The 26,456-nt window shown below is 39.7% G+C and carries 19 protein-coding genes; all 19 read left to right on the top strand.

Features of this window, described 5'->3' with window-relative positions:
• Positions 1 to 80: 80 nt before the first annotated feature.
• The 19 genes from rpsM (at position 81) to AMBT_RS18620 (ending at position 26,445) form a co-directional block, all read left to right on the top strand.
• Positions 81 to 437: a 30S ribosomal protein S13 gene (rpsM, locus tag AMBT_RS18710; protein ID WP_013786216.1), complete on the top strand. Its 357-nt coding sequence runs from the start codon at positions 81 to 83 to the stop codon at positions 435 to 437.
• 14 nt (positions 438 to 451) lie between these two features.
• Positions 452 to 844 (top strand): 30S ribosomal protein S11, encoded by a 393-nt coding sequence (gene rpsK / locus AMBT_RS18705; protein WP_013786215.1) that lies wholly within the window; start codon positions 452 to 454, stop codon positions 842 to 844.
• Between the two features lie 24 nt (positions 845 to 868).
• Positions 869 to 1,489 carry a 30S ribosomal protein S4 gene (gene rpsD / locus AMBT_RS18700; RefSeq protein WP_013786214.1) on the top strand — a complete coding sequence of 207 codons (621 nt, stop codon included), beginning with the start codon at positions 869 to 871 and terminating at the stop codon, positions 1,487 to 1,489.
• A gap of 19 nt (positions 1,490 to 1,508) precedes the next feature.
• Positions 1,509 to 2,498, top strand: a complete 990-nt coding sequence (locus AMBT_RS18695; protein WP_041452624.1) for a DNA-directed RNA polymerase subunit alpha — start codon at positions 1,509 to 1,511, stop codon at positions 2,496 to 2,498.
• 41 nt (positions 2,499 to 2,539) lie between these two features.
• Complete coding sequence (gene rplQ, locus AMBT_RS18690; RefSeq protein ID WP_013786212.1) at positions 2,540 to 2,941, top strand: 50S ribosomal protein L17; 402 nt, start codon at positions 2,540 to 2,542, stop codon at positions 2,939 to 2,941.
• A 412-nt stretch (positions 2,942 to 3,353) separates the two neighbouring features.
• A complete protein-coding gene (locus AMBT_RS18685; RefSeq protein WP_232363157.1) occupies positions 3,354 to 4,181 on the top strand; it encodes an HAD family hydrolase in 828 nt (275 codons plus the stop codon).
• Position 4,182: 1 nt separating this feature from the next.
• Positions 4,183 to 6,099, top strand: coding sequence for a rhamnan synthesis F family protein (locus tag AMBT_RS18680; protein WP_013786210.1), 1,917 nt, complete (start codon positions 4,183 to 4,185; stop codon positions 6,097 to 6,099).
• A gap of 3 nt (positions 6,100 to 6,102) precedes the next feature.
• Positions 6,103 to 7,086 carry a hypothetical protein gene (locus tag AMBT_RS18675; protein ID WP_013786209.1) on the top strand — a complete coding sequence of 328 codons (984 nt, stop codon included), beginning with the start codon at positions 6,103 to 6,105 and terminating at the stop codon, positions 7,084 to 7,086.
• Between the two features lie 75 nt (positions 7,087 to 7,161).
• Entirely contained in the window at positions 7,162 to 8,370 is a 1,209-nt protein-coding gene (locus AMBT_RS18670; RefSeq protein ID WP_013786208.1) for a glycosyltransferase family 2 protein, read from the top strand.
• A gap of 3 nt (positions 8,371 to 8,373) precedes the next feature.
• Positions 8,374 to 9,048, top strand: a complete 675-nt coding sequence (locus AMBT_RS18665; protein ID WP_013786207.1) for a hypothetical protein — start codon at positions 8,374 to 8,376, stop codon at positions 9,046 to 9,048.
• A 22-nt stretch (positions 9,049 to 9,070) separates the two neighbouring features.
• Positions 9,071 to 9,976, top strand: a complete 906-nt coding sequence (locus AMBT_RS18660) for a glycosyltransferase family protein (RefSeq protein WP_013786206.1) — start codon at positions 9,071 to 9,073, stop codon at positions 9,974 to 9,976.
• 19 nt (positions 9,977 to 9,995) lie between these two features.
• The gene (locus AMBT_RS18655) at positions 9,996 to 11,150 is read left to right on the top strand and encodes a polysaccharide pyruvyl transferase family protein (protein ID WP_013786205.1); all 1,155 of its coding nucleotides are present in this window, start codon (positions 9,996 to 9,998) and stop codon (positions 11,148 to 11,150) included.
• A 355-nt stretch (positions 11,151 to 11,505) separates the two neighbouring features.
• Positions 11,506 to 14,445, top strand: a complete 2,940-nt coding sequence (locus tag AMBT_RS18650) for a hypothetical protein (protein WP_013786204.1) — start codon at positions 11,506 to 11,508, stop codon at positions 14,443 to 14,445.
• A 170-nt stretch (positions 14,446 to 14,615) separates the two neighbouring features.
• Entirely contained in the window at positions 14,616 to 15,221 is a 606-nt protein-coding gene (locus AMBT_RS18645) for a hypothetical protein (protein ID WP_013786203.1), read from the top strand.
• Positions 15,222 to 15,241: 20 nt separating this feature from the next.
• Positions 15,242 to 20,965, top strand: coding sequence for a right-handed parallel beta-helix repeat-containing protein (locus tag AMBT_RS18640; RefSeq protein ID WP_013786202.1), 5,724 nt, complete (start codon positions 15,242 to 15,244; stop codon positions 20,963 to 20,965).
• A gap of 459 nt (positions 20,966 to 21,424) precedes the next feature.
• Positions 21,425 to 21,745: an IS66 family insertion sequence element accessory protein TnpA gene (tnpA, locus tag AMBT_RS18635; protein WP_013784481.1), complete on the top strand. Its 321-nt coding sequence runs from the start codon at positions 21,425 to 21,427 to the stop codon at positions 21,743 to 21,745.
• Positions 21,742 to 22,092, top strand: a complete 351-nt coding sequence (gene tnpB / locus AMBT_RS18630; protein ID WP_013786201.1) for an IS66 family insertion sequence element accessory protein TnpB — start codon at positions 21,742 to 21,744, stop codon at positions 22,090 to 22,092. Before tnpA ends, tnpB begins: the two co-directional genes overlap by 4 nt.
• An 86-nt stretch (positions 22,093 to 22,178) precedes the next feature.
• Positions 22,179 to 23,681, top strand: a complete 1,503-nt coding sequence (gene tnpC / locus AMBT_RS18625) for an IS66 family transposase (protein WP_013786200.1) — start codon at positions 22,179 to 22,181, stop codon at positions 23,679 to 23,681.
• 250 nt (positions 23,682 to 23,931) lie between these two features.
• Complete coding sequence (locus AMBT_RS18620; RefSeq protein ID WP_013786199.1) at positions 23,932 to 26,445, top strand: glycosyltransferase family 2 protein; 2,514 nt, start codon at positions 23,932 to 23,934, stop codon at positions 26,443 to 26,445.
• Positions 26,446 to 26,456: the final 11 nt, after the last annotated feature.

The raw sequence follows: 26,456 nt of genomic DNA, 5'->3' as shown, positions 1-26,456 counted from the left end.
AATATTTGCAATTTAGTTGACGGGTAAGTATCCTATCGGGCTTTTTAGGTCGTCAACAATAAATTAGAGGAGTGCTGTTAATGGCCCGTATCGCTGGCATTAACATTCCTGAGCACAAGCATGCTGTAATCGCTATCCAAGCGATCTATGGCGTTGGTCCTACACGTGCTAAAAGCATTTGTGTAGGTGCTGGTGTTGCAGAAGATACAAAGATCAAAGAGCTAGACGAAGCGACTATTGATAAGCTTCGTGACGAAGTGGCTAAATTTACCGTTGAAGGTGATTTACGCCGTGAAGTCTCTATGAGCATCAAACGTTTGATGGACCTGGGTTGCTTCCGTGGTATTCGCCACCGTCGTAGCTTGCCTCTACGTGGTCAGCGCACTAAAACAAATGCGCGTACCCGTAAAGGTCCTCGTAAGCCAATTAAGAAGTAAACGGGGAATAAGTTATGGCTAAAGCACCAGCTCGTAGTACGCGTAAGCGCGCTAAACGTCAGGTTGCAGACGGTATGGCTCATATCCATGCGTCTTTCAACAACACAATTGTGACTATTACAGACCGTCAAGGCAATGCATTAGCATGGGCGACATCTGGTGGTTCAGGTTTCCGTGGTTCACGTAAATCTACCCCATTTGCTGCACAGGTTGCTGCAGAGCGTGCAGGTGTTGCTGCACAAGAATACGGTCTTAAAAACCTAGAAGTGTTTGTAAAAGGTCCAGGTCCAGGCCGTGAGTCTGCGATCCGTGCTCTTAACGCTACTGGTTATAAGATCACAAATATTACCGATGTGACACCAATTCCTCACAACGGTTGTCGTCCACCGAAAAAACGTCGCGTTTAATCGACGGACAGTTGGAGAAAGATCATGGCAAGATATTTGGGTCCAAAACTCAAACTTAGCCGTCGCGAAGGAACTGATTTGTTCCTTAAGAGCGGCGTTCGCGCAATCGATTCTAAATGTAAAATCGATACAGCGCCTGGTCAGCATGGAGCCCGTCGTGGCCGTTTGTCTGACTACGGTGTTCAGCTGCGTGAAAAACAAAAAGTTCGTCGTATGTATGGCGTTCTTGAAAAGCAATTCCGTAACTACTATAAAGAAGCTGCACGTCTAAAAGGGAACACAGGTGAAAACTTGTTACAACTTTTAGAAAAGCGTCTTGATAACGTAGTTTATCGTATGGGATTTGCTAGCACACGTGCAGAAGCACGTCAGCTAGTTAGCCACAAGGCGATCATGGTAAATGGTCAAGTTGTGAACATTCCATCATTCAACGTTTCTGCCGAAGACGTGGTTTCTGTTCGTGAAAAAGCTAAGAAGCAAGCTCGTATCGTAGCTGCTTTGGAACTGGCTGACCAACGCGAGAAGCCAACTTGGATTGAAGTAGACAGCACTAAAATGGAAGGTACTTTTAAGCGCCTACCAGAAAGAACTGATTTGTCTGCGGAAATTAACGAACAGTTGATCGTTGAACTTTACTCTAAGTAAAGCTAACTAAAGAGGAAGCATTGTGGGTTCTGTGACTGAATTCCTTAAACCGAGATTAGTTGAGATCGAAAACGTTTCTCCTACTCGTGCCAAAGTAACTTTGGAACCACTAGAGCGCGGCTTTGGCCACACTCTAGGTAACGCCCTACGTCGTATCTTGTTGTCATCCATGCCAGGATGCGCAGTTACTGAAGTAGAAATTGATGGCGTTCTTCACGAGTACAGCACCAAAGAAGGTGTGCAAGAAGACGTAATTGAAATCTTGCTAAATCTTAAAGGTTTAGCGGTTCGCCTTGAAGGTAAAACTGAGGCAACCCTAACTCTAGTGAAATCTGGCGCTGGCCCTGTTGTTGCTGGTGACATTCAGCATGATGGCGACGTAGAAATTGTTAACCCTGACCACTTAGTTTGTACTTTAACTGGCGAAGCTGAAATCAGCATGCGCATTAAAGTAGAAATGGGTCGCGGTTATGTACCAGCTTCTACCCGTCGCTCCTCTGAAGAAGATGATCGTCCAATTGGTCGTTTATTAGTTGATGCTTCATACAGCCCAGTTGAGCGTATAGCTTACAGTGTAGAGTCTGCCCGTGTTGAACAACGCACAGACCTAGACAAATTGATTATCGATATGGAAACGAACGGTACTTTAGATCCTGAAGAAGCGATCCGCCGTTCTGCGACTATCCTAGCTGAACAGCTTGATGCATTCGTAGATTTACGTGATGTGTCCGAGCCAGAAGCGAAAGAAGAGAAGCCGGAATTTGATCCGATTCTACTTCGCCCAGTTGATGACCTAGAGCTAACTGTACGTTCTGCTAACTGTTTAAAAGCAGAAGCTATCCAGTACATTGGTGACCTGGTTCAGCGTACTGAGGTTGAGCTACTTAAAACGCCAAACCTTGGTAAAAAATCGCTAACTGAAATCAAAGATGTTCTAGCATCTCGTGGACTTTCTCTAGGTATGCGCCTAGAAAACTGGCCGCCTGAGAGCATCGCTGAAAAAGATTAATCAGGTTTTTAATAAACTGATTTGTAGAGAAGGATAAAACTATGCGCCATCGTAAGAGTGGTCGTCAGTTGAATCGCAACAGCAGCCATCGTCAAGCTATGTTCAAGAACATGGCCGGCTCTTTGGTCAAGCACGAAGTGATCAAAACGACGTTACCAAAAGCGAAAGAATTACGTCGCGTTATTGAGCCTCTTATCACTATGGCTAAGCAAGACAGCGTTGCAAACCGCCGTTTAGCTTTCGCCCGCACTGGTGATAAAGAAGTTGTTGGTAAACTATTCAACGAGCTTGGTCCTCGTTACGAAGCTCGCCCAGGCGGATACACTCGCATTCTTAAATGCGGACTCCGTGCTGGCGACAATGCCCCTATGGCATACGTTGAACTAGTAGACCGTCCAGTTGTTGAAGCTGAAGAAGAAGCAGTAGAAGCAACTGAAGAGTAATAAATACTCTTAATTCTGAGTTATCAGAATTATTAAAAAACCCGGCTTAGGCCGGGTTTTTTGTTTTTGGCACATTTCTTTTATTAAATAGGGAATGATAGAGACGAATAACTGTCGAAAATGTTATTATATTGAAGCTCTTTTTTATATATAAAGGGTGAAAGGAAGCGAAATGACAAAGAGATGAATCCGCAGCATGCTTAAAAATACGTCACTGAAAGAGTTCGGGTATAATTTTCTGGGCCCTATCCTATCTGTTTATACATCAAAGTTAATCAAAAAATTAAACGTTATACCAGGTGAGCCTAAAGTGTTTCACTTGGCTAGAGAAGGCTATGCGCTCAAACAAGCTTTCAATATACTCAATAACGATAGTATACCCTCACACTATCTTTATGCTTCTAGAACCTTTATGTTCAGAATAACGCTAGATATCGAACGTAGTTGGTCAATAAGCGTGAAGCATAGTTTCGATGGTTTGCTCGGCGAGTTTTTTAAATCTCGATATGCGTTCACGTCAGAGCAAACTGAAGCGATATTATTAGGTTATGATGAAAGCTCAAAGATTAAACTGCCTCGAGACTATCCGAAAGTCGTAAAAATCCTCAAAGAAAAAAAGAGTGTTATCAGTGATATTGTTTCTACAACTCGTAGCATTTATCAAAACTATTTGTCATCAATAGGTTTCACTGACATAGAAATTACGCCGGTTGTTACCGATGTTGGCTATTCGGGTACGATTCAAAAGCTTCTTGCCATGATAACCAAGCGTGAAATATACGGTGTCTATATGATCACTACTGCTTCCGGTGAAATAGATATCGATGGTTATACAGTTTCCATAGATCATATATACAAGACAAATGTGAACATGGGGGGAGGGTATATGATGCTAGACCGCTCTATGTTTCTTGAGTCTCTTCTAACGGCCCCCAATGGTCAATTTGTAGATATCCTCTTAGATAAAAATAGTAATAAATATCACTTTTGTTTTGGTAAAAGAACATATACACAAGAGAATTTTACAGATCTTGAGATGTTGCTATCAGGTGCACTAGAGTGCGTTTTTGATTGTCATGTCAATAACATTCAATATTCAATAGAAGAAGTTGAAGCTATATTTAACGCCCATGTTACACAACGTAACCTTTTACCTCGCGCCTCATGGCCGTTGTTTGAATTAGATGATGCAATCTCTGGGCAAGGTAATTTGAATCCATTAGATTTCTTTGGGTTATAGAATGCGAAATAAACTAAGAAATATTGTACGACGTGCTCAACAATCATTTGAAATGACAACTCGTCCAAAGGTTGCAAAGGCTTTTAAAAGAGCCGTCGCTGAGGGGTTATTCGATGTGGAGTGGTATCAAGAACACTATGGTACTTTTCCACATGCACTTGCAGCCTTTAAAGATTTCAGCGAAAAATCAAAATCGTCAAATGTAAATCCTTCTCCTAATTTTGATACGGAATATTATCTACGATGTAACCAAGACATATACTTAGCTGGGATCGAGCCGCTAACCCACTTCATGTATCATGGCCGCCATGAACATAGAGCTTCATCTAAAGTAATGAATCGCTGGTTCCCATCAACAGATCTCGTAGCAAAAGAAACCTCTTCTTGGAAACAACAAAAAGTTGCTATCGTTTTACATATATTTTATCCCGACTTTGTTGATAAGTTTGCGGCTTCAGTTCAGCGGTTTCCCACTAATGTAGATGTATTCATCACTGCCGGTACCGATGCTATAAAGAATAAAGCGCTAAAAACTTTTAATGGTTTGAAAAATGTTCAGAAAGTCCAAGCGGTTTTGTGTGAGAACCGAGGAAGAAACTTTGGACCGTTTCTTGTAAATTTCAGCGATGAATTACTCGATTATGACTTGATGTGTCATTTGCACTCAAAGAAATCTTTGTATAGTGGAAGAGAACAAACTCAGTGGTTCGATTATCAAAATAACTTTCTACTAAAAGATAAACACGTCGTAAAATCAATATTACGACTATTTGACGAAAGAGAAGAGTTAGGGATCTATTACCCTACCTCATTCTGGATGATGCCTGCTTGGGTTAATCACTGGACGTGTAACAAGGGCATCTCACAAGACTTTGTAGATAAATGGGGATTAGATATAAGCGACGACTTCGTAAACTATCCTGTAGGGGGAATGTTTTGGGCTAGGCCAAAAGCTATTGCGCCGTTATTGAAGGAGAAGTTCGAGTACTCCGATTTTCCCGAAGAGCCTCTGCCCAACGATGGCAGTTGGTTACATGCATTAGAACGTTCTATCGGTTTGTTAGCTGAGAAACAGGGCTTTAAACAGTTTTTTTATTATCCGCCACAAGGTAAATTCACTACAGACAAATCATACATTTCATCGAGTTATTATAAGCCCTTCGAAACTGTGTTATCTGATTTAAATACATTTGATATTATTTCGTTTGATATTTTCGATACGGTTCTGAGGCGAGAATACACTGAGCCCGATTATGCGAAGTTTAAATTAGGTAGAGAACTAGTAAAGTTAAGCTATTTCTCTTCGGAGAAAGATTTTGTCGCACAAAGAAACAATGCTGAACTTGCTTGTAGAAAAATGCGTGCTTTCGAAGGTGATGTAGATATATATGAAACTTATGAAAAGTTGGCTGAAGCCTTGTCAATACCGAAAGTCACAACAAAGGAGTGGGCCGATAAAGAGTTTTATTTTGACTTGTCTATGGCTAAGCCAAAAGATGAGATGGTCAAGATCCTCCATAACCTTCACGAGAAGGGAAAGGAAATTTGGTTTGTAACTGATATTTACTATACAAAAGCTCAGATAACCAAAATGTTAAGAAAAATAGGCATCACAATATCATTTAAATTGTTTGTTAGTTCCGATTTACGTAAGCGAAAAGATGCGGGAACCATGTGGACGTATGTAAAAGGCTTAGTTGATGAGTCAGGTAAAACATTTATTCACGTAGGTGATAACGTTCGTTCAGACGCTCAAATATGTGGGGATTTTGGGTTAAATAACTTACATATACTGAATCCTATTGATAAGTGGCGAATAGCAAATTTTCCAATGCCTGATTTCGAAAATGAACAGAATATTCTTAAGTGGGGGAAACAAGTTTCTCACTTTGGACGTTACCCTTTTTTTGGTGAATAAAGTATGAAGTTATATTTGCATGTTGGCCCCCATAAAACGGGTACTACATTAATTCAGAAGACCATGTTGGACAATCAAGGTTTGTTGCTTCAACAGGGCGTTTTTTATCCTAAAAACTTTGTCACAATATTTGGCCACCACGATTTTAGAAACAAAATTCAAGATGAAGCAATAACTGACGAAGATGTTTTATTCTTAGAGCATACTGAAAAAAATGTATTGCTTTCGAGTGAAGATTTTATTTCGCTAAATGAAAAAAATTTTAGATATTTAAAACAGCGTCTATCCAATTTCGATATTGAAATAATTTACTCATGGCGTCGTGGCAATAAGAAAATGTTTTCTATTTGGCAAGAATACGTTAAGCACGGGGGCCAGGATACCTTTTTTGAGTATCACTTCCCACACTTGGCGCGCCCAGCAACTAGTGCCATGCTTTCCCCAGATATAAAGCTGCAATCCTTTGCACGTGTCTTTGGAAAAAACAAAGTTAAGATAATAGATTACGACGCTGCTGCAGAAGCTGACAACTTACTAGAGCTATTTTTCAGCATAATACAAGTCAGTGATACCAAAGAGTTTAAAATTCCTCTGCAGGATGAAAACGCGAGCAATAAATCTCTCAAATATTATGAATCAGAATTGCTTCGAGCTTTAAATACTTTTTTCGCAGTAAATAAAGAAATTTCAGGTAGCCAAGTACGAATCGCATTTAATGAACACAGAGCAAAGCTTGATCCAGATATTATAAATAACTTATTTGAGCTGATTAAAAACGACATTATCGAAGTTAATGCCGATAAGTATTTTATCGATCAGCGTAGCGAGAAGGTAATGAGCGATAAATTTGTCGGTTGTATTGCTAACTATCAAGAAAACAAGCTTATTAATTCTTTTACGCTATCTAGTCAGAAATGGTTACTTCGGAGCGATGCTCAAATGAAAATTAAGCAACTTGCAGAGGAATTGTGTGAGTATCTATCATAATAGTGGACCTTTTAAAAAGCAGGTTGGTTCGATTTCCCTTTGCTTATTTTCAGACAAGTTAGAGGTGGTTGCATTATGAACTTCTTTAAAAAAACGGTGAAGCAAGAAAAGAAAGTCAAACTAGTCGCGGTAGCTAAAGATGAAGCAGCTTACTTGCCTGAATGGATACATCACCACCTATATTTCGGGTTCGACGAAATCGAAGTATATGTAAATAGATCATCAGATAACAGTATTCCCCTTCTATCTAAAATTTCACAGGAACATGATGAAGTAAAATTTACTACGGCTGATTGGGTTGATTTATGTCCAGAGGCAGCAAAAAGCCACATTCAACAAATTGTCTATTCATTGGCATTGCATAAGGCGAAAGAAGACGGTTTTGATTATATTATGTTTATCGACGTTGACGAATTCTATATGCCTAAGGATATGGTTACTGGCATAAAGAATAAACTGTTGCAATTGGATTACCCTGATTCGATATCTTTCCAGTGGTTTAATGAGAAAGGCCAAGATAAACCTTTTAGTGTATTACCGGCATCAATAAATGGCTTTAGACATAAACTAATAAAATCGATTGTTGCTACTAATGCGCCTATTGATTCAATGAGTTTACATTTACCGCGTTTCAAAAAAGGTAAAAAGTTGCTGTCAGATGGAAGCAAATTTATACCAGCGAAGGGCCATCATGAGCAACTTGATCCGAGGCTATCTCAACAAAGAGATACGATGATTGTTCATAGAATGTTCCGGTCACCATTAGAGTACGTTTCCCTTCTAAGCCGTGGGAGGCCGTCTAAAACTCGTTTAACTATTAAGACTAATCGGTTTGGTTACAACGTCGACAACGCTGAGTATGAAGACTTCACTGTAGATGTAGAAAAATATGAAGCTTATCAATTAAGTCTGCAACGTTTTATTGATAAATGTGGATTGGCCTCTGAATTGTTAATAGCTCAACAGTTTGTGAAAAGTCGTTATCACCAGACAATCAAATCTATATCCAATATTCCAATCAACGCTTCTAAGGAAGCCACTAGAGCATTTCGAAACTGTGATAAAGAAGTAGTTTCTGCTTTGAATAAGAAATACGCGACGAGTGAATTTCTTAACAGCGTATCAACGCCAGTCCTCCTATCTGAACTGGCTAGGATGTTTATAGATATAGATAAAGGTACAGCGAAAAAGCTAATTTCTAAGGCGGCCGAACTTCACCCAACCGGGCCTCAAATCAAAAATCTATATAAGCTAATTTTCGATAAAAATAGCGGAAATATTTGAACGATGTTAAATAGTTTTTTTTCTCGACAGAAAATAAATTTTTCAGACACTTTATGGTTATCTCATCACATACCCAAAACAGCCGGTACGTCGTTGCGAATAGCTTTTGATGATGCCGTAGGTCGCAAGGAAGTTCGAAAGGTTTACAGGCCATTTGAGGTGGTAAGTTTAGAACGGGGAAAGATAACATTACCTCGAAAGTTGCCCTTTATTATTCATGGCCATTTCAAGCCATCTCCCGAGCAGTTAGCAATAGCGCCTTCAATAAAAAGAGCAGTCTGGTTGAGGGACCCTGTTCAAAGAGCATGGTCCTTACTAAAACATTTAATTGATGCTCAAAACTACAAAAACGAGTATGAGATACTGAATAGAAAGTTTGGGGGAAGATTAGTAGACCCTGATCCAGAAGTTTTGGAATACTTCTTATCCAATAAAGAATTTGCTCATTTGAACAGGCCTTATCAAAATTACTTTAAAAGTGTTCGACTGCATGAGTTCGATTTTGTCGGCAAAATTGAGAATTTTGAAGGTGACCTATCACGGTTGGGACATATGATGAACATAAAGCTCAGTAGTCCACGTGTAAATGAAAGACGAAGTGAAATTGTCATTCACCAAAAAGACTTTATGCATTATTTAGAAAAGGAGTATGACGTTGTTAAAGACTATTACGAATAGTAAGACATTGGATGTGTAAATAATGGATTTTAGTATAGGGTCGCCACATAAAAGTGCGCTTTGGTATGACTATAGATTGTACGTTAACCTTATTGAAGCGATGGCATCGCTAGGTATTAATTACCGAAAAAATTCAAAGAATAGAATTTATTTCTTGGGAGCCCCAAGACGGCATGTTTATCCGGATGTTGGGAAGTTTGACCCGAGTGCCAATAACTTAGCATTGGCTTATTGTCATTTTGAGAAAATTAAAAGCTACAACGAATTTAGAAAGGTGTTTTTGCCAAGTGAGTTTGTTAAAGATGCTGTGCTTAATGATAAAAAGAAGCACTCTAAATTATTCAGGAAAAACGTATTTTTAGATAATAAAAATAGAATCGACATTATACGACCGTTTTCATCACTTTCATCTACCGATGAAGTATTAAAAACATATGAATGCGATATCTCTTTCATCGGCTCTCCACGGATAAGACCAATAGTAGAAGACATCATCCCTATTGTTGAAAAGCATAATTTATCCTTTCAAATATTTGGGCCACATTGGCATGAATATAAAGGTAATAAAAATGCGGTTAAGTACGTTACAGCGAATGAAATACCTTATGAAAATATTCCTTTGTTATCTTCTGCATCGAAAATTTCATTAGTTGATCATCATCAACCCATGAATGACATTGGAACTGTAAGTCACAAGTACGTTGACTTAATAGCTAGTGGCGCTTTTGTGCTAAGTGACAATAACAAAGATGCTGTTCAGCACTACAAAGGTATTACTTATAATAGTGTAAATGAACTCGAGGAATTGGTGCTTTTCTATATCAATGATGAAAACGCGAGACGTAAACAGCGTGAAAGGCAACTCGATATCGTCCAAAAAAATTCTACTCTTTTGGCTGCAAAGCAGATAAGCCAGTTTTTCATATAATTTATAACAGGGCAAAAAATTGAATAAAGAAAACGTCAAAGTATATTGTCTAAGTGCCAGTGACAGATACAACTACGGCGACTTATTATTTCCGATAGTAGCCAAATACCATCTTGAAAAACAAGGTCATTGTAACTTTGTGAATGTAGCGACAATTCCTAGTGATTTGAGGTCTATTGGGGCTCTAGAAACAATAGGTTACGATATTTTTTTAGATCCTAAAAAACGGCCAGTAAATAGTACAATATTGATTGCAGGTGGTGAGGTATTAAATGCAAACTGGCTCCGCCTACTAGGCTTTACCAAACGACGATGGCAAAACCTTTACGATAGATTTAAGGGGCCAACACTCGAGCGTCGCATAATGAAGCGATTTGGCTTAAACCGTGAACCAATACCATTTACGCTAACCAACCCAGGTTTAATAGAAAATAACAAGATTATTTATCATGCGGTTGGAGGAGGGCTTCCAAAAGTTAGGCGTCAGAAAATAATGACTAAGTCAGCTTTAGCTGGCGCAAAGTATCTATCTGTTCGCGAACACCTTACACAACGCGTATTAAAAAACCAGCTTCATCTGGATGCACAATTAATTCCTGATTCAGTTATTACTTACAGCGATATAGTGCCCAAAAATACGCTATATAGACAACTTGAAGAGGACTATGTGTGCGTGCAATTTGCTGTTGAAAAATCTAAAGGTCAGTGGCCTACCATTTTAAAAGAGTTAAAATCTATCCATATAAAAACTGGGTTACAGATAGCCGCTCTTAGCATTGGTAACTGCCCCGGACATGATGACATAGAGGTCGCCAAATGGCTTAAGGAAAATGCAGACTTTCCCATTTCTATTTTAAGTCATGAATGCATAGATGATATAACCAGTGCGATAGCCCACGCAAAGTTGTTTATTGGTACTAGTTTGCATGGCGCTATTGTCTCCATGACGTATTGTAACCCATTTGTGGCAGTCAATAAGCGTATAAATAAACTCAACGCCTATACCGTGGCCTGGGCTCCAGATTATTTAAAAGGATGTGTAGATTTTTCAGATATCTCTGAAGAAGGTATTTCGCGACTTAATAACCATTACGATTATTCAAAATTAATAGAGCAACAAAAAGAAGTGGTTCGTAAATCATTTCGCCATATATTTACCATCATGAATGACTAAATATTTCAATATATTTTTTGTAAGCTAGTTGCATCAGGAGCTAGCTTCTACTCCTCTTCCCCCTTATCTGTTACTTACCTTAGAAAATCTGAACTTCATCTTGATTTTAATTTGATATCGATTGTTTTTTATTCTATAAACTACTTTGTAGATATCTTGTTTAGGATGATGAGATGAAAAATACAGGGAGTGTTAACACCTAGTCACTTATCATTTCACATTTGTCCTTAATGCCTTTCTTGATTAGCAGAAAGTAAGAAAGCGTATTGATTTAATACAAAGCAAGTAACTACGAATCCCGTAAACTTTCAGTTTTTGGGCTAGTTCTGACTTCATTAAATTAATCGAGCGTAAAATGAAAAATATAACGTTGTTCAAGTCCTTATTAATGGGCATTAGTGTAGTGTTATCACCAGTGAGTTTGGGGGTAACCTTACAGCAACTGTTTGAAGAAAGTGACAAACTGCTATTGAATTCGGAAGAAAGGGTAGAGCACTTTGGAAGCTATCCAAATTATATACTAGACACATCGACAAGTGGTGAGGTAACCATTTCTAATGGTGATCTTTATTCACTGCTCCCCGTCGTTACTGTCAATATAGAAGCAACAAGTAATAGCGTATCGATTCCAGTAAATGGGTTTGCAAGTACATCGTATGAATATGTCGATGTTTACGATACTGAGTATCGCGATAAATGGGGTGATTCAGTTATAGACCAACTCATAAGCGCTCATACGCAAGGTCTTATACCACAGTATTACACCTTTGAAGTGACAAACGTGACCAGCACTATTTCAATATCTAATTTGGTTGATAACGATAGCTCCTACTCTGCAGATGTTTCGATCGTTCATTTACAAAGTTTAGTTATCCCACAATTTATAGTCGATGATATTGCAGGAGGTTGGGAAGGAGATTCTTTACCCACCATTGAACATGAGACTTTTGGCAACAATACAAACATTATTCCGATATCTAGTTCAAAAGTCACTGAAATGGGAACATTCACTGATAGTCAATGGACGCTACCGTTGCTTGATAATATTGCCTTTTACTATGATGAGAATGAGTTACTTACCGCAATTACAGATTTAAGTGGAGATATTACTAATGGTGTCGGTATCACCAAAGTACAAAACCTTCCATTTTCCATTAGCCAAACAAACGAAGAGATAATTTTATTTCAGGGGGAGTATCGATACGTGTATTTTCCCTTTGCTCATACAAGTGATGATTGGGAAACAATAGTTGAAGTTTATAGTGGCAATGAACTCATCTATATGTACGTAGAAATGCTGGTTGAACTACAGGAAAACACTGCAAATTTCAGTAAACATATCACAACTCAGTTTCCGTTTGTCCAGGGCAATTTTATTAACGGACGAAGTGTGTCTAGCTATGATGAAACGGGTCTCCTCAAGTGCAATTACACATTTGCCTATCGATTTAGCACTGAGGGGGCGCTTGAGCGCGGCATATTCTGCGACGAGGATGCAGATACTATTAATATTGGTGATTCTCGTTGGACTTGGTATTTAACTGATGATGGTAAAGTTGTTCATTCATTTGAAGATCCTGATAGTTACTTTGTTGCACGCACTAGGTACTGGGATCCTATTTCAACAAACGAGGAAGGCTTTACGCGAGTATTGGAATATAGCTATGCTGAAATTGACAATAATTTAGATGGGGAAATTGACGAAAGTGGTTTTTTAATTCGGCCTAGAATAAATATCGTCAAGCTTCAAGATTTAAGTAAATACGAAACTGAATACACAGCATCAGGCTTTCAAGGAGATAACGATAGTGATGGCATAAATGATAGCCAAGATGACGATGATGATAACGATGGCATGTCTGATGTATTCGAAAACTCTTATAGCTTGAATCATCTGGATGGTTCTGATGCATCAAATGATGAAGATTTTGATGGTTTGAGCAATCTACAGGAGTTTAGCTTGGGTACAGATCCCTCATTAATGGATACTGATGGCGACGGTGTGTCTGACGGGCGTGATATTGACCCTTTGGATCCGTTAGTCAGTGCAGATAGTAAAGTTTTGGCAGCAGAGTTCTTTGGTGATATCAATGGAGACTACTATTGGGATTGGTATATGGCTACCCAATTTAATGATGGGTATGAATTAGTAATTTACTCTGGCAAAGATAATGAAGTGCTTCAGACCCTGTCTTGGAATCAAGAATATACCAATGCAGAAATAGTTCAATTAGACGATATGAATGGTGACGGCGTCGCTGAGCTTGGCCTATTCGGCTTCGTAGACTTTGTAGGTGAAAACGAAAACCTCAAAAAGCCCCAGTTATATGTATTAGATCCGGTTTCGGGTGAACGAGTGGTAGTTCACAACTGGCCAGGGAATTGGTCTGATATTAGTTTTATACTATTACCTGACGCTAATGGCGACGGAATTTTAGATGTAGCTATTCAAGGCAAGTTTAAAGATGGCGGTCGCCCACAGTTATATGTAAAAGATGCCATTACCGGAGACAAGTTAGCACTTCATGCATACCCTGCGATTTATTCCAATACTAACTTTGGTTGGCATAGTGATTTCAATGGTGATGGTGTGCGTGATATTTCCATGATAGGTCAAAAATCTAATGGGAAGATTCAAGTGAGAATATCATCTGGTAGTAACGGGCAAAAGCTGGGTTCGTATAACTTTCCAGCTAATTATTCAGATATATCGTGGCTGTACGCAGGCGATATTAATGATGATGGCAATAATGATTACGGATTGTTGGGCAAGCGTTTAGATGACGGCCGTGTGCAATTTTTTACAAAAAGCGGGGTGAGTCAATCTGGATCCCTAGGTATTTATTCATGGCCTGATTTGACTAACTTCAACTTGTTCCGCGTGCGCGACTTAACCGGCGACGATGCACAAGAGTTTGCTTTGGTTGGGTTCAGGGAAAGTGCCAACCGGTACCAGATGATAGTAAAAGATGGAAGAGACCGAAACAGCACAATAACTTCGACTGGTTGGGCGAACAACTGGGATGAAGTCTCTTTTGAGTTCTTGGGTAACATTGATGGTGATGAATCTGGTTCTACTGAAATCGCACTATTTGGCCGTAAGAAGACTAATGGGAATTGGCAAATGAATATCCGAAGTTCTACCGGTGAATTCGTAGGTCTACTAGAACTTGGTTCAGAATGGGATAGCAAACCTGGCTTTCATCACATCATTCTCAGTGATTCTCAAGTTATTTTCTTATACGGAGAAGCCAACGGCGAGAGCACGACAAAATCAGTAAATTTTGATTTCTAGCAATGATTGGCAATAAGAATGGTGCTGACGTATATAACCCGTCGGCACCTTTAATTTTATAGAGTTTCTTTACTTTTCTTTACAGATGAAAGCCGTTAGTATATTAAGTTAACATTATTTAAACACGGATTTTTTTGCGTACTCCCTTTCTTCTCTCGACACTCGCTCTATTGGCTTTAGCTTATTGTTTTATTGATAGCGAGCCTTCTCATAGTGAAACCAAAAGGGCAAGCGTTGCTTTACAAAGTACAAACGTTCAGCCGGTTGTGAGTAATAACAACGGGAACGCAGGAAGGCTAATAAAAATCGAAGTAGAGCCTGGTACATTTTATTTGACCATAGAAGATAAAAATGGTGTCGAACAAACGCTTGCAACCTCATCATTAAACCGGGCTAGCTTATCGGGAGCCCCTTCCATTGGCGATGAAATAAGATGGGAAACCCTTACTAAAGATCACCAGTTAAACAGTAAGTACCTTGATAAAAGCTTTGAACATATCACCTTCGTAAGATTGGAACCTTTACTACCCATTAATGGTACGGTACAGAAAGTCAGTTTACTTACTAACGAAGCGATTATATATGTAAGTGTACTTAATACAGATGGTGGACAGCAGCAGGTTATGTTGAAAGGTAGAAAGGGTGATTTACCTGACGTTCAGTATATAAAAAAAGGAACAAATATAACGTGGAAAAATGCCGCGCTATTATCTATTTCTAGGGGCCGGGCCAAACCAGCCGTAGTTGCTATAAGTTCATTAAAAGTTACATCTTAAATTATAAGAAGAATTAGAATATGAAAAGGAATTTTACTCTAGGTTTCACTGCTTGTGTTGCATTGGTTACAAGCTTGCAATTATCAGCGGCTGATACCGGACGCCTTAATTTCACGGATGCATCAAACCAAATTGTAAAAAGTATACAAAAAGGCGATGCTTTGTTTCTGAAACTGAGCGATTCGGATTTAAATACCAACGCTAATCTTCGTGAAACCGTTGAGGTTGTCGCCACTAGTCTCTTAGAAAATCAGGGCACGCCAGCACAGATTATCGATTTCGTTGCCAATAGCAGTAATAATGGTAATGGTACAATAAACGTACGAATTAATTCAAATGAGGTCGAAGCACAAAGCTGGGAGTTATTGGCCCTCAGCAATTATGAGTTTCTAGTAACAGGCAGTAAAACAGGGCGAGAGGAACAGTACTTTTTTACCTACAATGATAATACTTATACAACAAGCAGCGGTCATATAAGCATTGATTTTGAGGAGGGGGATATTGATTTTGCCTTAGGTGACAAGTTCACCTTTACTGTAGCGCCTGAGGTGGTAACAGGGGAGCGTGTGATACTCACGGAAACCTCTGCAGATAGTGGGGTGTTTGTTTCATCTGTAGTCGTGAATACAGATGGCAGTGTAAATGCAGATGATGGAATCTTAGATTTATATACCGGGGATAAGTTACGCGCTTTTTATAGCGATGAAGTAACAGTAAACGACCTTGAAGATGAGATTCGAGCTGAAACACATTACGCTACAACAGTTTTGAGAGCTCAAAACTATACACAAGACACAGTATGGACACCAGCAAATAGTCCTTATCTTATTCTTGGTGATATTAATGTGAATAGAGATAGTACTCTCACATTACAGGCTGGTACGGAAGTATTATTTTTGCCCGATACTGATTACAGTGGAAACGGGAATTATTATAACAAAACAGAAATTTTCATAGAAGGCACGATCCAATTTCTGGGTAATGTGGATGCCCCTATAAGTTTAAAATCATTAAGTGATATCCCTTCAAATTCAGACTGGGGCGGACTGCGCTTATACGAGTCTGGCGATTTAACTATAAGTCATACAGAAATTAAAAATGCTGAAGCCGCTCTTAATTTGTATTTTAATGATGAGGAGGCAAAACTCAATATCGACCATTCAGTTTTCAAAGATAGTAAAGAGGGTCTAAATTTCTATTCTTGTTACGAATGTGATGTAACGATAAAAAACTCTGAATTCAGTAATATAACTTACAGGGCTATCGAAGCTTATGGCGAATCTGGAACAGTAAATTTCAGCGACAATATCATTTCAGATACAGGCGATATTTTCTTGAATTATTTTTCCAAAGTAACATTTAATGGGAATGTTTTTGATGACATCGGTTATCTCAATTTTTATGGTATGTCTTACTACCTTGATTTTTCAGAGAATACTATTGATAAAACCGAAGGAGTATTCATTTCTTCCTCTTACTATGAAGAGCAGCCGTTAGACTTCAATATATCAGATAACATTATCATTGGCCCAGGTTATCAAGGCCTAGTCTTGAGTATCTCAAGTGCAGGCGATGTGGAATTGAGTGTTACCGGCAATACAGTTCGTGGTTTCGGGATATATTCACCTTATGATTACGGGAACGGAGCCTTTGAAGGCGGCGGGTTAAATATTATTAGCGACTGGGATATAGCGCCAGTTATTGAAGGTAATACAATTAATGGCAATATTGGTACTGGTGTTAGCTTGTCCGGTAGAGTTTTACCTGTATTTCGTAATAACATAATTACTAATAACGGTGCAGGTTTATCTGTGGACTACAATGATGAAGACATTGTAGGCACGTTTGATATTACTAATAATAATATATCAAACAACAATAGTTATGGTATTGAGATAAGTGGAAGTGTACGGGCGAATATTCAATACAATGATATTGAAGGAAACCAGAGTTACGCAATTCGAAATTTAACTAATTTAGCAATCAATGCACGATTCAATTGGTGGGGAGAGGAAGAAACAGCCGAGATTGAAAACGCAGTCAATCCTCAAAGTCTCAGTTTCATCTACTCACCTAACAATTCAACAGTTAATTATTCTGCTTGGTTAAACAGTTCTTCTGGAAACGGTGGCATACCCTCTGTACATACATCTACAGGAATATTGACTTTTTTAAGTAGTAACAATAGTTCAGTTGTTAGTTATGAAACGGGTGACGACATCACCATTCAGCTCATCGATCAAGATCTTAACGAACAGCCTGAAGAAATTGAAACGGTAACTGTTCTCGTCACTAGTGACAAAGAGAACAAAGGTACTCCTGCCCATGTAATGAACCTCATTCCTAATAGTAATAATGTAGGTACTGGGGGAATCAATGTAAATATTAATACAGACAGCGTACAAGAACAAAGCTGGGAAGTCCTAGCGATCAACTCTTCTGAATTCTTAATTACCGGGAGTGTTTCGGGGCAAGAAGAAGAGCGCTTTAATGTTTATTACAACGATGATGAGGAATATACAACCAGCTTAGGTGAGTTATCTATCGATATAGATGCCGGCGCAGTAGAATTTGAGGTGGGTGATAAATTTACGTTTGATGTCGTGAATGAAGTATTGACCGGTGAGCAAATTGAGCTTACTGAAACACAAGCTAATAGCGGCGTTTTCACTTCCGAGGTTTTTGTTAACTCCGATGGAGACGCAGTGAATGCAGATGGTATTTTAAACGTAAATAAAGGCGATAGATTACGCGCTATTTACGAAGATGAGGCTGATGATTGGGGATTGTTCTCTTATGTTAAATCTGAAGCATACCGCGCGACTACTGTACTTAGTGGTCAAACGTTACATGAGGACACTAATTGGAACGCTTACGGTAGCCCGTATTTGGTATTGGGTGATATAAGCACTGATTCAGGTACCTTGCTTACACTGGAACCTGGGACTGAAATCCTATTTGTACCATATTATGATGACCAAATTAGTGGAAATTATAGAAATAGAAGTGAGTTAATTGTAAAGGGAAACCTTGACCTACTCGGCAGTGAAGACGAACCTGTTGTATTACGTTCGATAAGAGATAGGGGCAGAAGTAGTGAGTGGGGAGGAATATTCCTAGAAATGTCGTCTAGGTTTAAGATGGATCATACCAAATTATATAACAGCTATATTGGTGTTCGTTCAGATAACTACTCGCCGAACTCTTCTTTTATCATAACGAATAGTGAGATAGTTAATACACGGGTTGGAATGGAACTACCAGGCTACTGCGAGTGTGTCGTAGAAATTAGTGATTCCGAGTTTAGTAATATATCAAGCGATTTCATGTCAGGTTATTTAGAATCCACAACATTGGTGTTTGAAAACAACACTGTAAACAATGTAGGTCAGACTAGCTTAAGGTATTTGCAAAGTGTAACTTTTAATAACAATGTAATGACTGGTCAGAAGAATATTTACTTCGATAGTGTGACCGAAGACTTCACTTTTAGAAACAATATTATGCAAAACGGTGGGGGCATTATTCTAGAAATGGGATACGGTTCCGAAGAATTTGGTGAAATAGCTATAGATGGAAACTATATATCTGGGACAGGGTCGAATGGACTGCGTGTGTCCACTTATACCTCTCTAGCGAAAAATCCTAGTATTACTAATAATCACATTAGTGGTTTCGGTAGTGTGTTTGATTATGGGTATGATGACCTGTATTACGAAGGGTATGGGTTATCATTCTTCGCCTATGAGGATGTAACACCCTCCATCACCGAAAATAGTGTAAAAAATAACCTTGGAGAAGGAATTCGCTTAAGTGGTCATGTTCGTCCAGTACTGGAAAATAATGTCATAGTTAATAACGGTATAGGGTTGGTCAATTCCTTCGATGGTGATGAAGGAAATGGCACTTTTTCTATTACGAATAACACTATTTCAGGTAACAAAGATAGCGGCATTTTACTGTTAAATAATGCTGAACCAGTCATTCAATACAATGATATCGCAGATAATGCGGGCTACGGTGTGGAAAATCAAAGTACAAGTAACATTGATGCTCGATTTAATTGGTGGGGTGAAGAAGCCATCGCTGAATTGCAAAGAAGTACTGCGTCAACAAACCTTAGTTTTATCTATGATAAGTACGATGAATCCTACTATGGAAAGCTTAACTTTCTTGGTTATCAACTAGGTGCATCTTCAGACTCAGATGGCGATGGTATTGTTGGTCAATATGATAACTGCCCACTTATGAGCAATCCACTTCAAGAAGATTATGATAACGACGGGTTAGGTGATGCTTGTGATATAGATGACGATGGTGACGGCGTTGTTGATTCACAAGATGCGTTTCCGTTAGATGCTACCGAGTACCAAGATAGTGATAACGATGGTATGGGTGATAACTATGAGTTGTTGATAGGGTTCGATCCTCATAACCCAGATAGTAATGGCAATGGCATTCTAGACGGGAATGAGAATTTAACACTGCTAAGCACTATACATCATGTAACTTCGGTATCTGACACTTCTGGTGATGGCGTTGATGAGTTGGCTGTAACCTATGAAGCCATCAACGGCGATGTTACAACTAGTATTATAAATGGTGTAACTCAAGCTGAAATAAAACTACTTAAATATCCGAATAACTTTAGCCAATTTACCGTTCATAAATTTGCCGATATGAATAACAATGGGGCGTCTGAAATAGGGTTGTTTGGGGTTATTGAAGATGCAAACACCAATGCCGGATTGCGCTCGAAACTTATGGTTAAAGATGTGAAAACCGGTGCAACGGTGCAAAATTATTCTTGGGCAGGTAATTGGACTCAAGTACATTTTACCCCGCTAGCAGATTTGAATGACGATGGGGTTGTTGAAGTTGGGATGCAAGGGTTGTTCTATATTGGGGACAGGCCTCAGCTGCTGATAAGAGATGGCGTGTCTAGCCAAGCACTACATAAATATTCCTTCCCTGCTCTTATGAACAATGCAAAGTATTTGCAATTAAGTGATATGAACGGTGATGAAGTACCTGAAGTAGGAATGCTTGGAAGGCTAAAAACCAACAATAAAATACAGGTGAAAGTTATAAGTGGTACAGATTCAACAAATAAAATGCCAGCTTACAATTTCGGTGATAACTGGGAGGATGATGAATGGGTAACGTTAGAAGACATAGACTTTGATGGAGAAAATGACGTAGCCCTTTATGGTCGACGTACTGATACAGGTCAAGTTCAGCTATTTACAAAAAGTGGTGTGAGTAGAGTGGGCACTTTAGGAATCTACAGCTGGCCCAATGATTTCGTTTCCCATGAACCAGTGATCGTGCCTGACGTGAATGCCGATTCAATTAGTGAAATTGCAGTGGGCGGCCTAAGGGAAAGCTCTAACAGATATCAAATCATTGTAAAAAATGGCACGGATAGAAATGACACCATGTTTAGCATCGGTTGGCCCAACAATGTAACCGGAGGTCGCTTTGTCGCTATAGAAGACTTTGATGGTGACGAAGTTGTTGACATAGGCCTTTTAGGTCAGACAGCTAGCGGAACGTTTGAACTGAGTATTAAAAACTTATTTAACGTGAAGGTTTCGACATTTAATTTAGGCTCAGACTGGTTAAAAAGACCAACATTAACGGTAGTTCCAGATATTACTGGCAATGGCTATAACGATATAATTGTTTATGGTGAGAACCTGTATGGCCAACATAAACTAGAAGTATTGAGCGATTTACATTAATTAATAATTTGAGAATTACAGCGAGTAAAAGATATGGTGTAACAGTGAGTTACACCATATTTTTATGCGCTTAAATTGCCTTACTACGATATAGTAAGCTGGAAAAATAAATAGCGTTAAGTATAAAAAAAAATAACATTGCGCATTCTTCTATACCTGTAAATACATTGTTCTAACCATCTATTTCTAAATAAACTAATAGCTTACTGTATATTGATGTTCGGTTTTCCAATCGTGTCCGTCCGGTAATCCCCACATTCAATTCATAGGTTTTCTACGTCATGGTGCTCTCTTTGTTAAGGAGAATGACCATGGCGCATCATCAACGAAGAGAAGTAGAAGACTGGCTCAATTTATTTGAGCAACAAAAACAAAGTGGACTGTGTCCGTCCGGTAATCCCCACATTCAATTCATAGGTTTTCTACGTCATGGTGCTCTCTTTGTTAAGGAGAATGACCATGGCGCATCATCAACGAAGAGAAGTAGAAGACTGGCTCAATTTATTTGAGCAACAAAAACAAAGTGGACTCACAGCGGTGGCGTTTTGCCGCCAGCAACAGATTAATGTCCAAACCTACTACACCAGGCGACGTGATATTCGTCTTCAGCGTACTCACAGCAAGTTCGTTCACGTCAAACGTGAAGTAACAAAGGTTGAGTCACACACCGATGAGACCGGTGGCGAACTTCTTCTGCAACTTGGGAGCGCTCATCTTAGCGTGCCAACGAATGTTAGCCCTCACTGGCTTGCTACCGTGATGAAGGCACTAGCTGAATGAAGATGTTTGTTGAGCCTGCCGACGTTTATTTATACATGGATATCGTCGACTTTCGTAAATCGATTAATGACTTGATTGTAGTGGTCGAACAGAACATGGAGCTCAATGCCTTTCGTGATGCGCTGTTTGTGTTTTGCAATAAAAAGCGCGATAAGCTCAAAATACTCTATTGGGATAAAACGGGCTTTGCGCTTTGGTACAAACGTCTCGAGAAGCATCGGTTCAAGTGGCCTGTCGATGCTAACTTACAGCATCTGAATGTAAGTGAACAGCAGTTACAGTGGCTGTTATCAGGCTACGATGTAATAGGCCATCAGCCGTTGCACTACAATGCATCCGGCTTATAACCTGTGATCATAAGTAGCGATTAACGATCACGAAATCGTCTTAATAATGTCGGTAAATCAATGCATTATTACATTATAATAAGACCATGAATATTGATATCGAAAGCTTACCTGATGACCCAGCAACATTGAAAAAGGTGTTGTCGCAGGTGATGTCTCGCTATCAATATCTTGAGGAGCAGTTTCGTATTTCCCAGCATAAACAGTTCGGTCAAAGCGCCGAAGGTCATCCTGGGCAAGGTGAGTTGTTTAATGAAGCGGAAGCGCTTGCTGTTGAATCAGATACGCAAGAAGAAGCCATAAGCTACACGCGTAAAAAGCCCACACGTAAACCGTTACCCAAAGGCCTACCTCGTGAGGTTATCGTTCACGATATTAGCGACGAAGAAAAAGTCTGTGGCTGTTGTGCAGGTGAGCTACATCGCATTGGTGAAGATAAGTCAGAAAAGCTTCAGTTTATTCCTGCTCAGGTCAAAGTGATTGAGCATGTTCGCCCTAAATATGCGTGTCGTACCTGTGAGAAAGACGGTATTAGCAACACAGTAAAACAAGCGCCTGTACCTCACAGCGTTATCCCTAAAGGTTATGCGACCCCAAGTTTATTAAGCCAAATCATTACCAGCAAATATCAGTATGGGTTACCGCTGTATCGACAAGAGTCTATGTTCAAACAGCATGGTATCGAATTAAGTCGTAAAACCATGGCTGACTGGATAATCCGCTGCGCTGAGCTATTTAAACCGCTTTATGACCAGCTCCATCAACATATCCTGAAACAACCGGTTATCGCGGCGGATGAAACCACGCTGAAGGTCGTTGAATCTGAGAAAGTGAATAGCTACATGTGGTTGTACGCCAGTGGCGCTGACTCACCTACCGGTAATATCTCGGGGACAGAGATACCTAATATCGTGCTGTACGACTATCACAATAGTCGCGCTGGGCAATGCGCCGTAGACTTCCTTAAAGGTTACAGCGGCTACTTACAAGTGGATGGCTATCAAGGCTACGAGCAAACGCAAGCCATACTCATTGGTTGCTGGGCACATGCACGCCGTAAGTTCATGGAAGCCAAAAAAGGCGCAGGTAAGAAAGGCAGTGGCAAAGCGGATTGGGCACTCAATCACATCCAAAAACTCTACCGCCTAGAAACCCAGCTAAAAGATAAAACGGTAGAGGTGCGATATATTACAAGACAAGAAAAAAGTGTGCCGTTACTGAGCCAGCTTCATATGTGGCTAATGAAATCGGCTCAACAAGTGTTACCCAAAACCAAGTTGGGCGAAGCGATACAATACTGCTTAAACCAATGGAAAAAGCTGGAACGCTATACACTCGGCGGGTTATTGAGTATCGATAATAATCGCGCTGAGCGCGGGATAAAGCCGTTCGTCATAGGTAGAAAAAACTGGCTGTTTAGCCAAACGGCCACGGGCGCCAACGCCAGCGCTGTTCTCTACAGCATCATCGAAACGGCTAAAGCCAACGACCTGAACGTATTCGAGTATGTGATGACTTGCCTTGATGAACTCAGCAAGCCCGACGTCGACATCGAGCAACTGCTACCATGGCAGTTTGCTAAGCGCTAGGTGGAATTATCGGACGCTTACCTTTAAGCATTCCAGCTACAGGCTATCGAACAACTAGGCCGCTTTTTCAGTTGGGTATCGTGGTAGAAGGGGAGGCCCAAACGCTACTTCAATATTCAGGAATTTTTACAAGTAATTAAAACTAGATTAATAAAAGATTATGGCTTATTGCTTTTACCGTAAGGTCTATTCTTTGTTATATTGGCTAAAAGTATTTTAAAATCGTGATTGTTTAAAAAAGGAAACACGTATGCTCGGACAAGCTAGTATAGATGTCGCAAGTCGAGGGGTGGTAAGCGGGTGGTTGGTAGCAGAAAGTGGGACTGATACGTTCCTTTGCGTTAATGGCGAAAAAAAGGCAAAAATTGATACCTTCCATCGAAGACAAGATGTGGTCGATGCGGGGATAACAGATACTGACTGTGGCTTTAGTATCGATGTAAGGAACATACTGCTTGAGTACCAAGACGAAGTAGTTCTCTCAATAGAAAATAATGGCAATGTTTTAGTTGAACAGCCCTTGGTTCTGCCCTCCATCAAAAATTTGATTGCTAACCCAACGTTTTCAATATCGTCTTTAAATCAAATAAAGCATTGGAAACTCAATTTTTACCATAGAATTGGCGCAACGTTCAATAGCTTTATTTCGCCTAAAAGTTTGAAGTTTTCAGATGGCTACTATACGCGATTGTCTTTCGCTGATACTCATAACACCCGTTCTCAGGTTGAACTAACACCAGAAGTTGAATTCTCAGACGTTTTAAATCCGCTACAGCTAGCATTAGTTGCAAAAGCATCTCAAGAAACAAACCTTCACATAAGAATTGTCTCGAAGGATTCCCGTTCGATTATTTACGATGATATTTTCACTCTTACTAATGAGTGGCGTCACCACGTTTCAAGTATTCCTTCAGAGTTTATTAGCGATTTACGCGAGGGAGCAGCCGAACTAAAAATATGCACGAAACATTATGGTAGGCGTTTTGTAGATTTTGCATTTGCATACCTAGCTGAGGATGCCGTCAATATTCAGTTGCCAGAACGCGCTGATGTTACCGTAGATAGTTATAGTGAAGAAATTGAATCTGGTAAAAACTTAATTGCCAACGGCGATTTATCGTCTTGGGAAAAAGGAATTCGATTCGAGAAACTTAACAGAGTACAAGAGCTTGCAGATAACTGGTTTCTGGAGTTCAGCAAAACCAATAAAGAAAAAATTGCTGTAGCTGCTGTTTCTGATAACTCGCAAAAAGACCCACTTCAGGAAACGCTTACAAGTAAGTTTGGGTTACGGGTAAGAGCAAGCCAGAATTTAGAAGGTTACGCTCGCATCCTTTTACCTTTCGATAGAATTGCGTTAAACACTGTACAGCACGTTCTTTCAATTGATGTTGAACCAACAAACTTATCAAAGAGGTTGGTGCTTCCAAGAGTTTATTTAATTGCAAGAGATGCGGTAAATGAAACTGCGGTTGCTGACTTTGTGAGAAAGCAAACGGTTACCGATAGAACAACTTTGCAGTTCGAATTGTCGGCAAGTCAGGTTGAAAAAATTCAAACAAAAGCGCGGTCGCTACCTGTTTTTAATATCGTTGTTGATATACCGAGCGGCGCAGATTTCACACTCTATAGCGTTCTCTTGCAAGAGCAATCTTCCTCTCCTGTTGTTGAGTCTAAAAATGATGAGGCTGTTTCAGCGCTAAATATTCCCTTCGCGTTTGAAGATGACTGCATTAATCAGCAACTGAATGTGCTTAAAGGGCTAGAAGAATGGGCGACGGGTAAACCATTTGAGCAAGCTGCCTCCAATGTAGCATCAAGCGCTAAAAATGATTTTAAAGGTACGACATCGCTGGCAGAGTTTGACGAAAAGGTATTCTCATTGGTACCGCACAAGCTGGCTAGACCTACAAGACACTTCCCACTTGTTGATATAATTGTCCCCGTTTATAACGCATGCGATGATGTGCTGCTTTGTTTGTCAGCGCTTATCGAAAAAACAGACCTTTTACATCGCGTAATTGTAGTGAATGACGGTGATGATGAAAGAACTGCAACCATGCTTGCTGCATTCAATAACGCTTTTAATCACCTAGAAGTAGTAACAAACCCACAAAACATGGGTTACACAAAATCTGTCAATATTGGTGTTAAGCACTCAAATGCCGATTGGGTTGTTGTACTTAACAGCGATACAATAGTAAGCGAAGGCTGGCTTGGTAAGCTAATGAACTGTGCTCTGAGCGATGATAGCGTAGGTATGGTGGGCGCATTAAGTAATGCTGCAAGCTGGCAATCGGTCCCTCTCATACATGATAAAAATGGCGATTGGAATTTGAATCCGCTGCCTACAGGTACGTCAGTAGATGAAATGGCTAACTTGGTGGCGGAGTATTCAACGCGCGCTTACCCAGATGTTGGCGTAATAAACGGGTTTTGCCAGCTTATTAATATGAACTTATTAGATAAAATTGGTTTGTTAGACGAACAAGCATTCCCTGTTGGTTACGGTGAAGAAAATGATATGTGCGCTCGAGCGGTAAAAGCTGGTTTTAAATTACTTATTGCCGACGACACCTACGTATTCCATGCTAAGTCTAAAAGCTTTGGCCACGAAAAAAGAAAAGTACTTGCGAAACAAGGCAGTGCAGCATTGAAGAAAAAGCACCCTGATGTTGATTGGGGGGCAGTAACTAAAAAGATTTTTGAGCACCCAGCACTGGTAGAGTTAAGAGAAGATTTGGCTAAAGCACTGAGTAAGTAGTAAAGGATTAA

Source organism: Alteromonas naphthalenivorans (assembly GCF_000213655.1).
Classification (GTDB): domain Bacteria; phylum Pseudomonadota; class Gammaproteobacteria; order Enterobacterales; family Alteromonadaceae; genus Alteromonas; species Alteromonas naphthalenivorans.
This window is presented reverse-complemented; position numbering and strand designations above follow the sequence as displayed.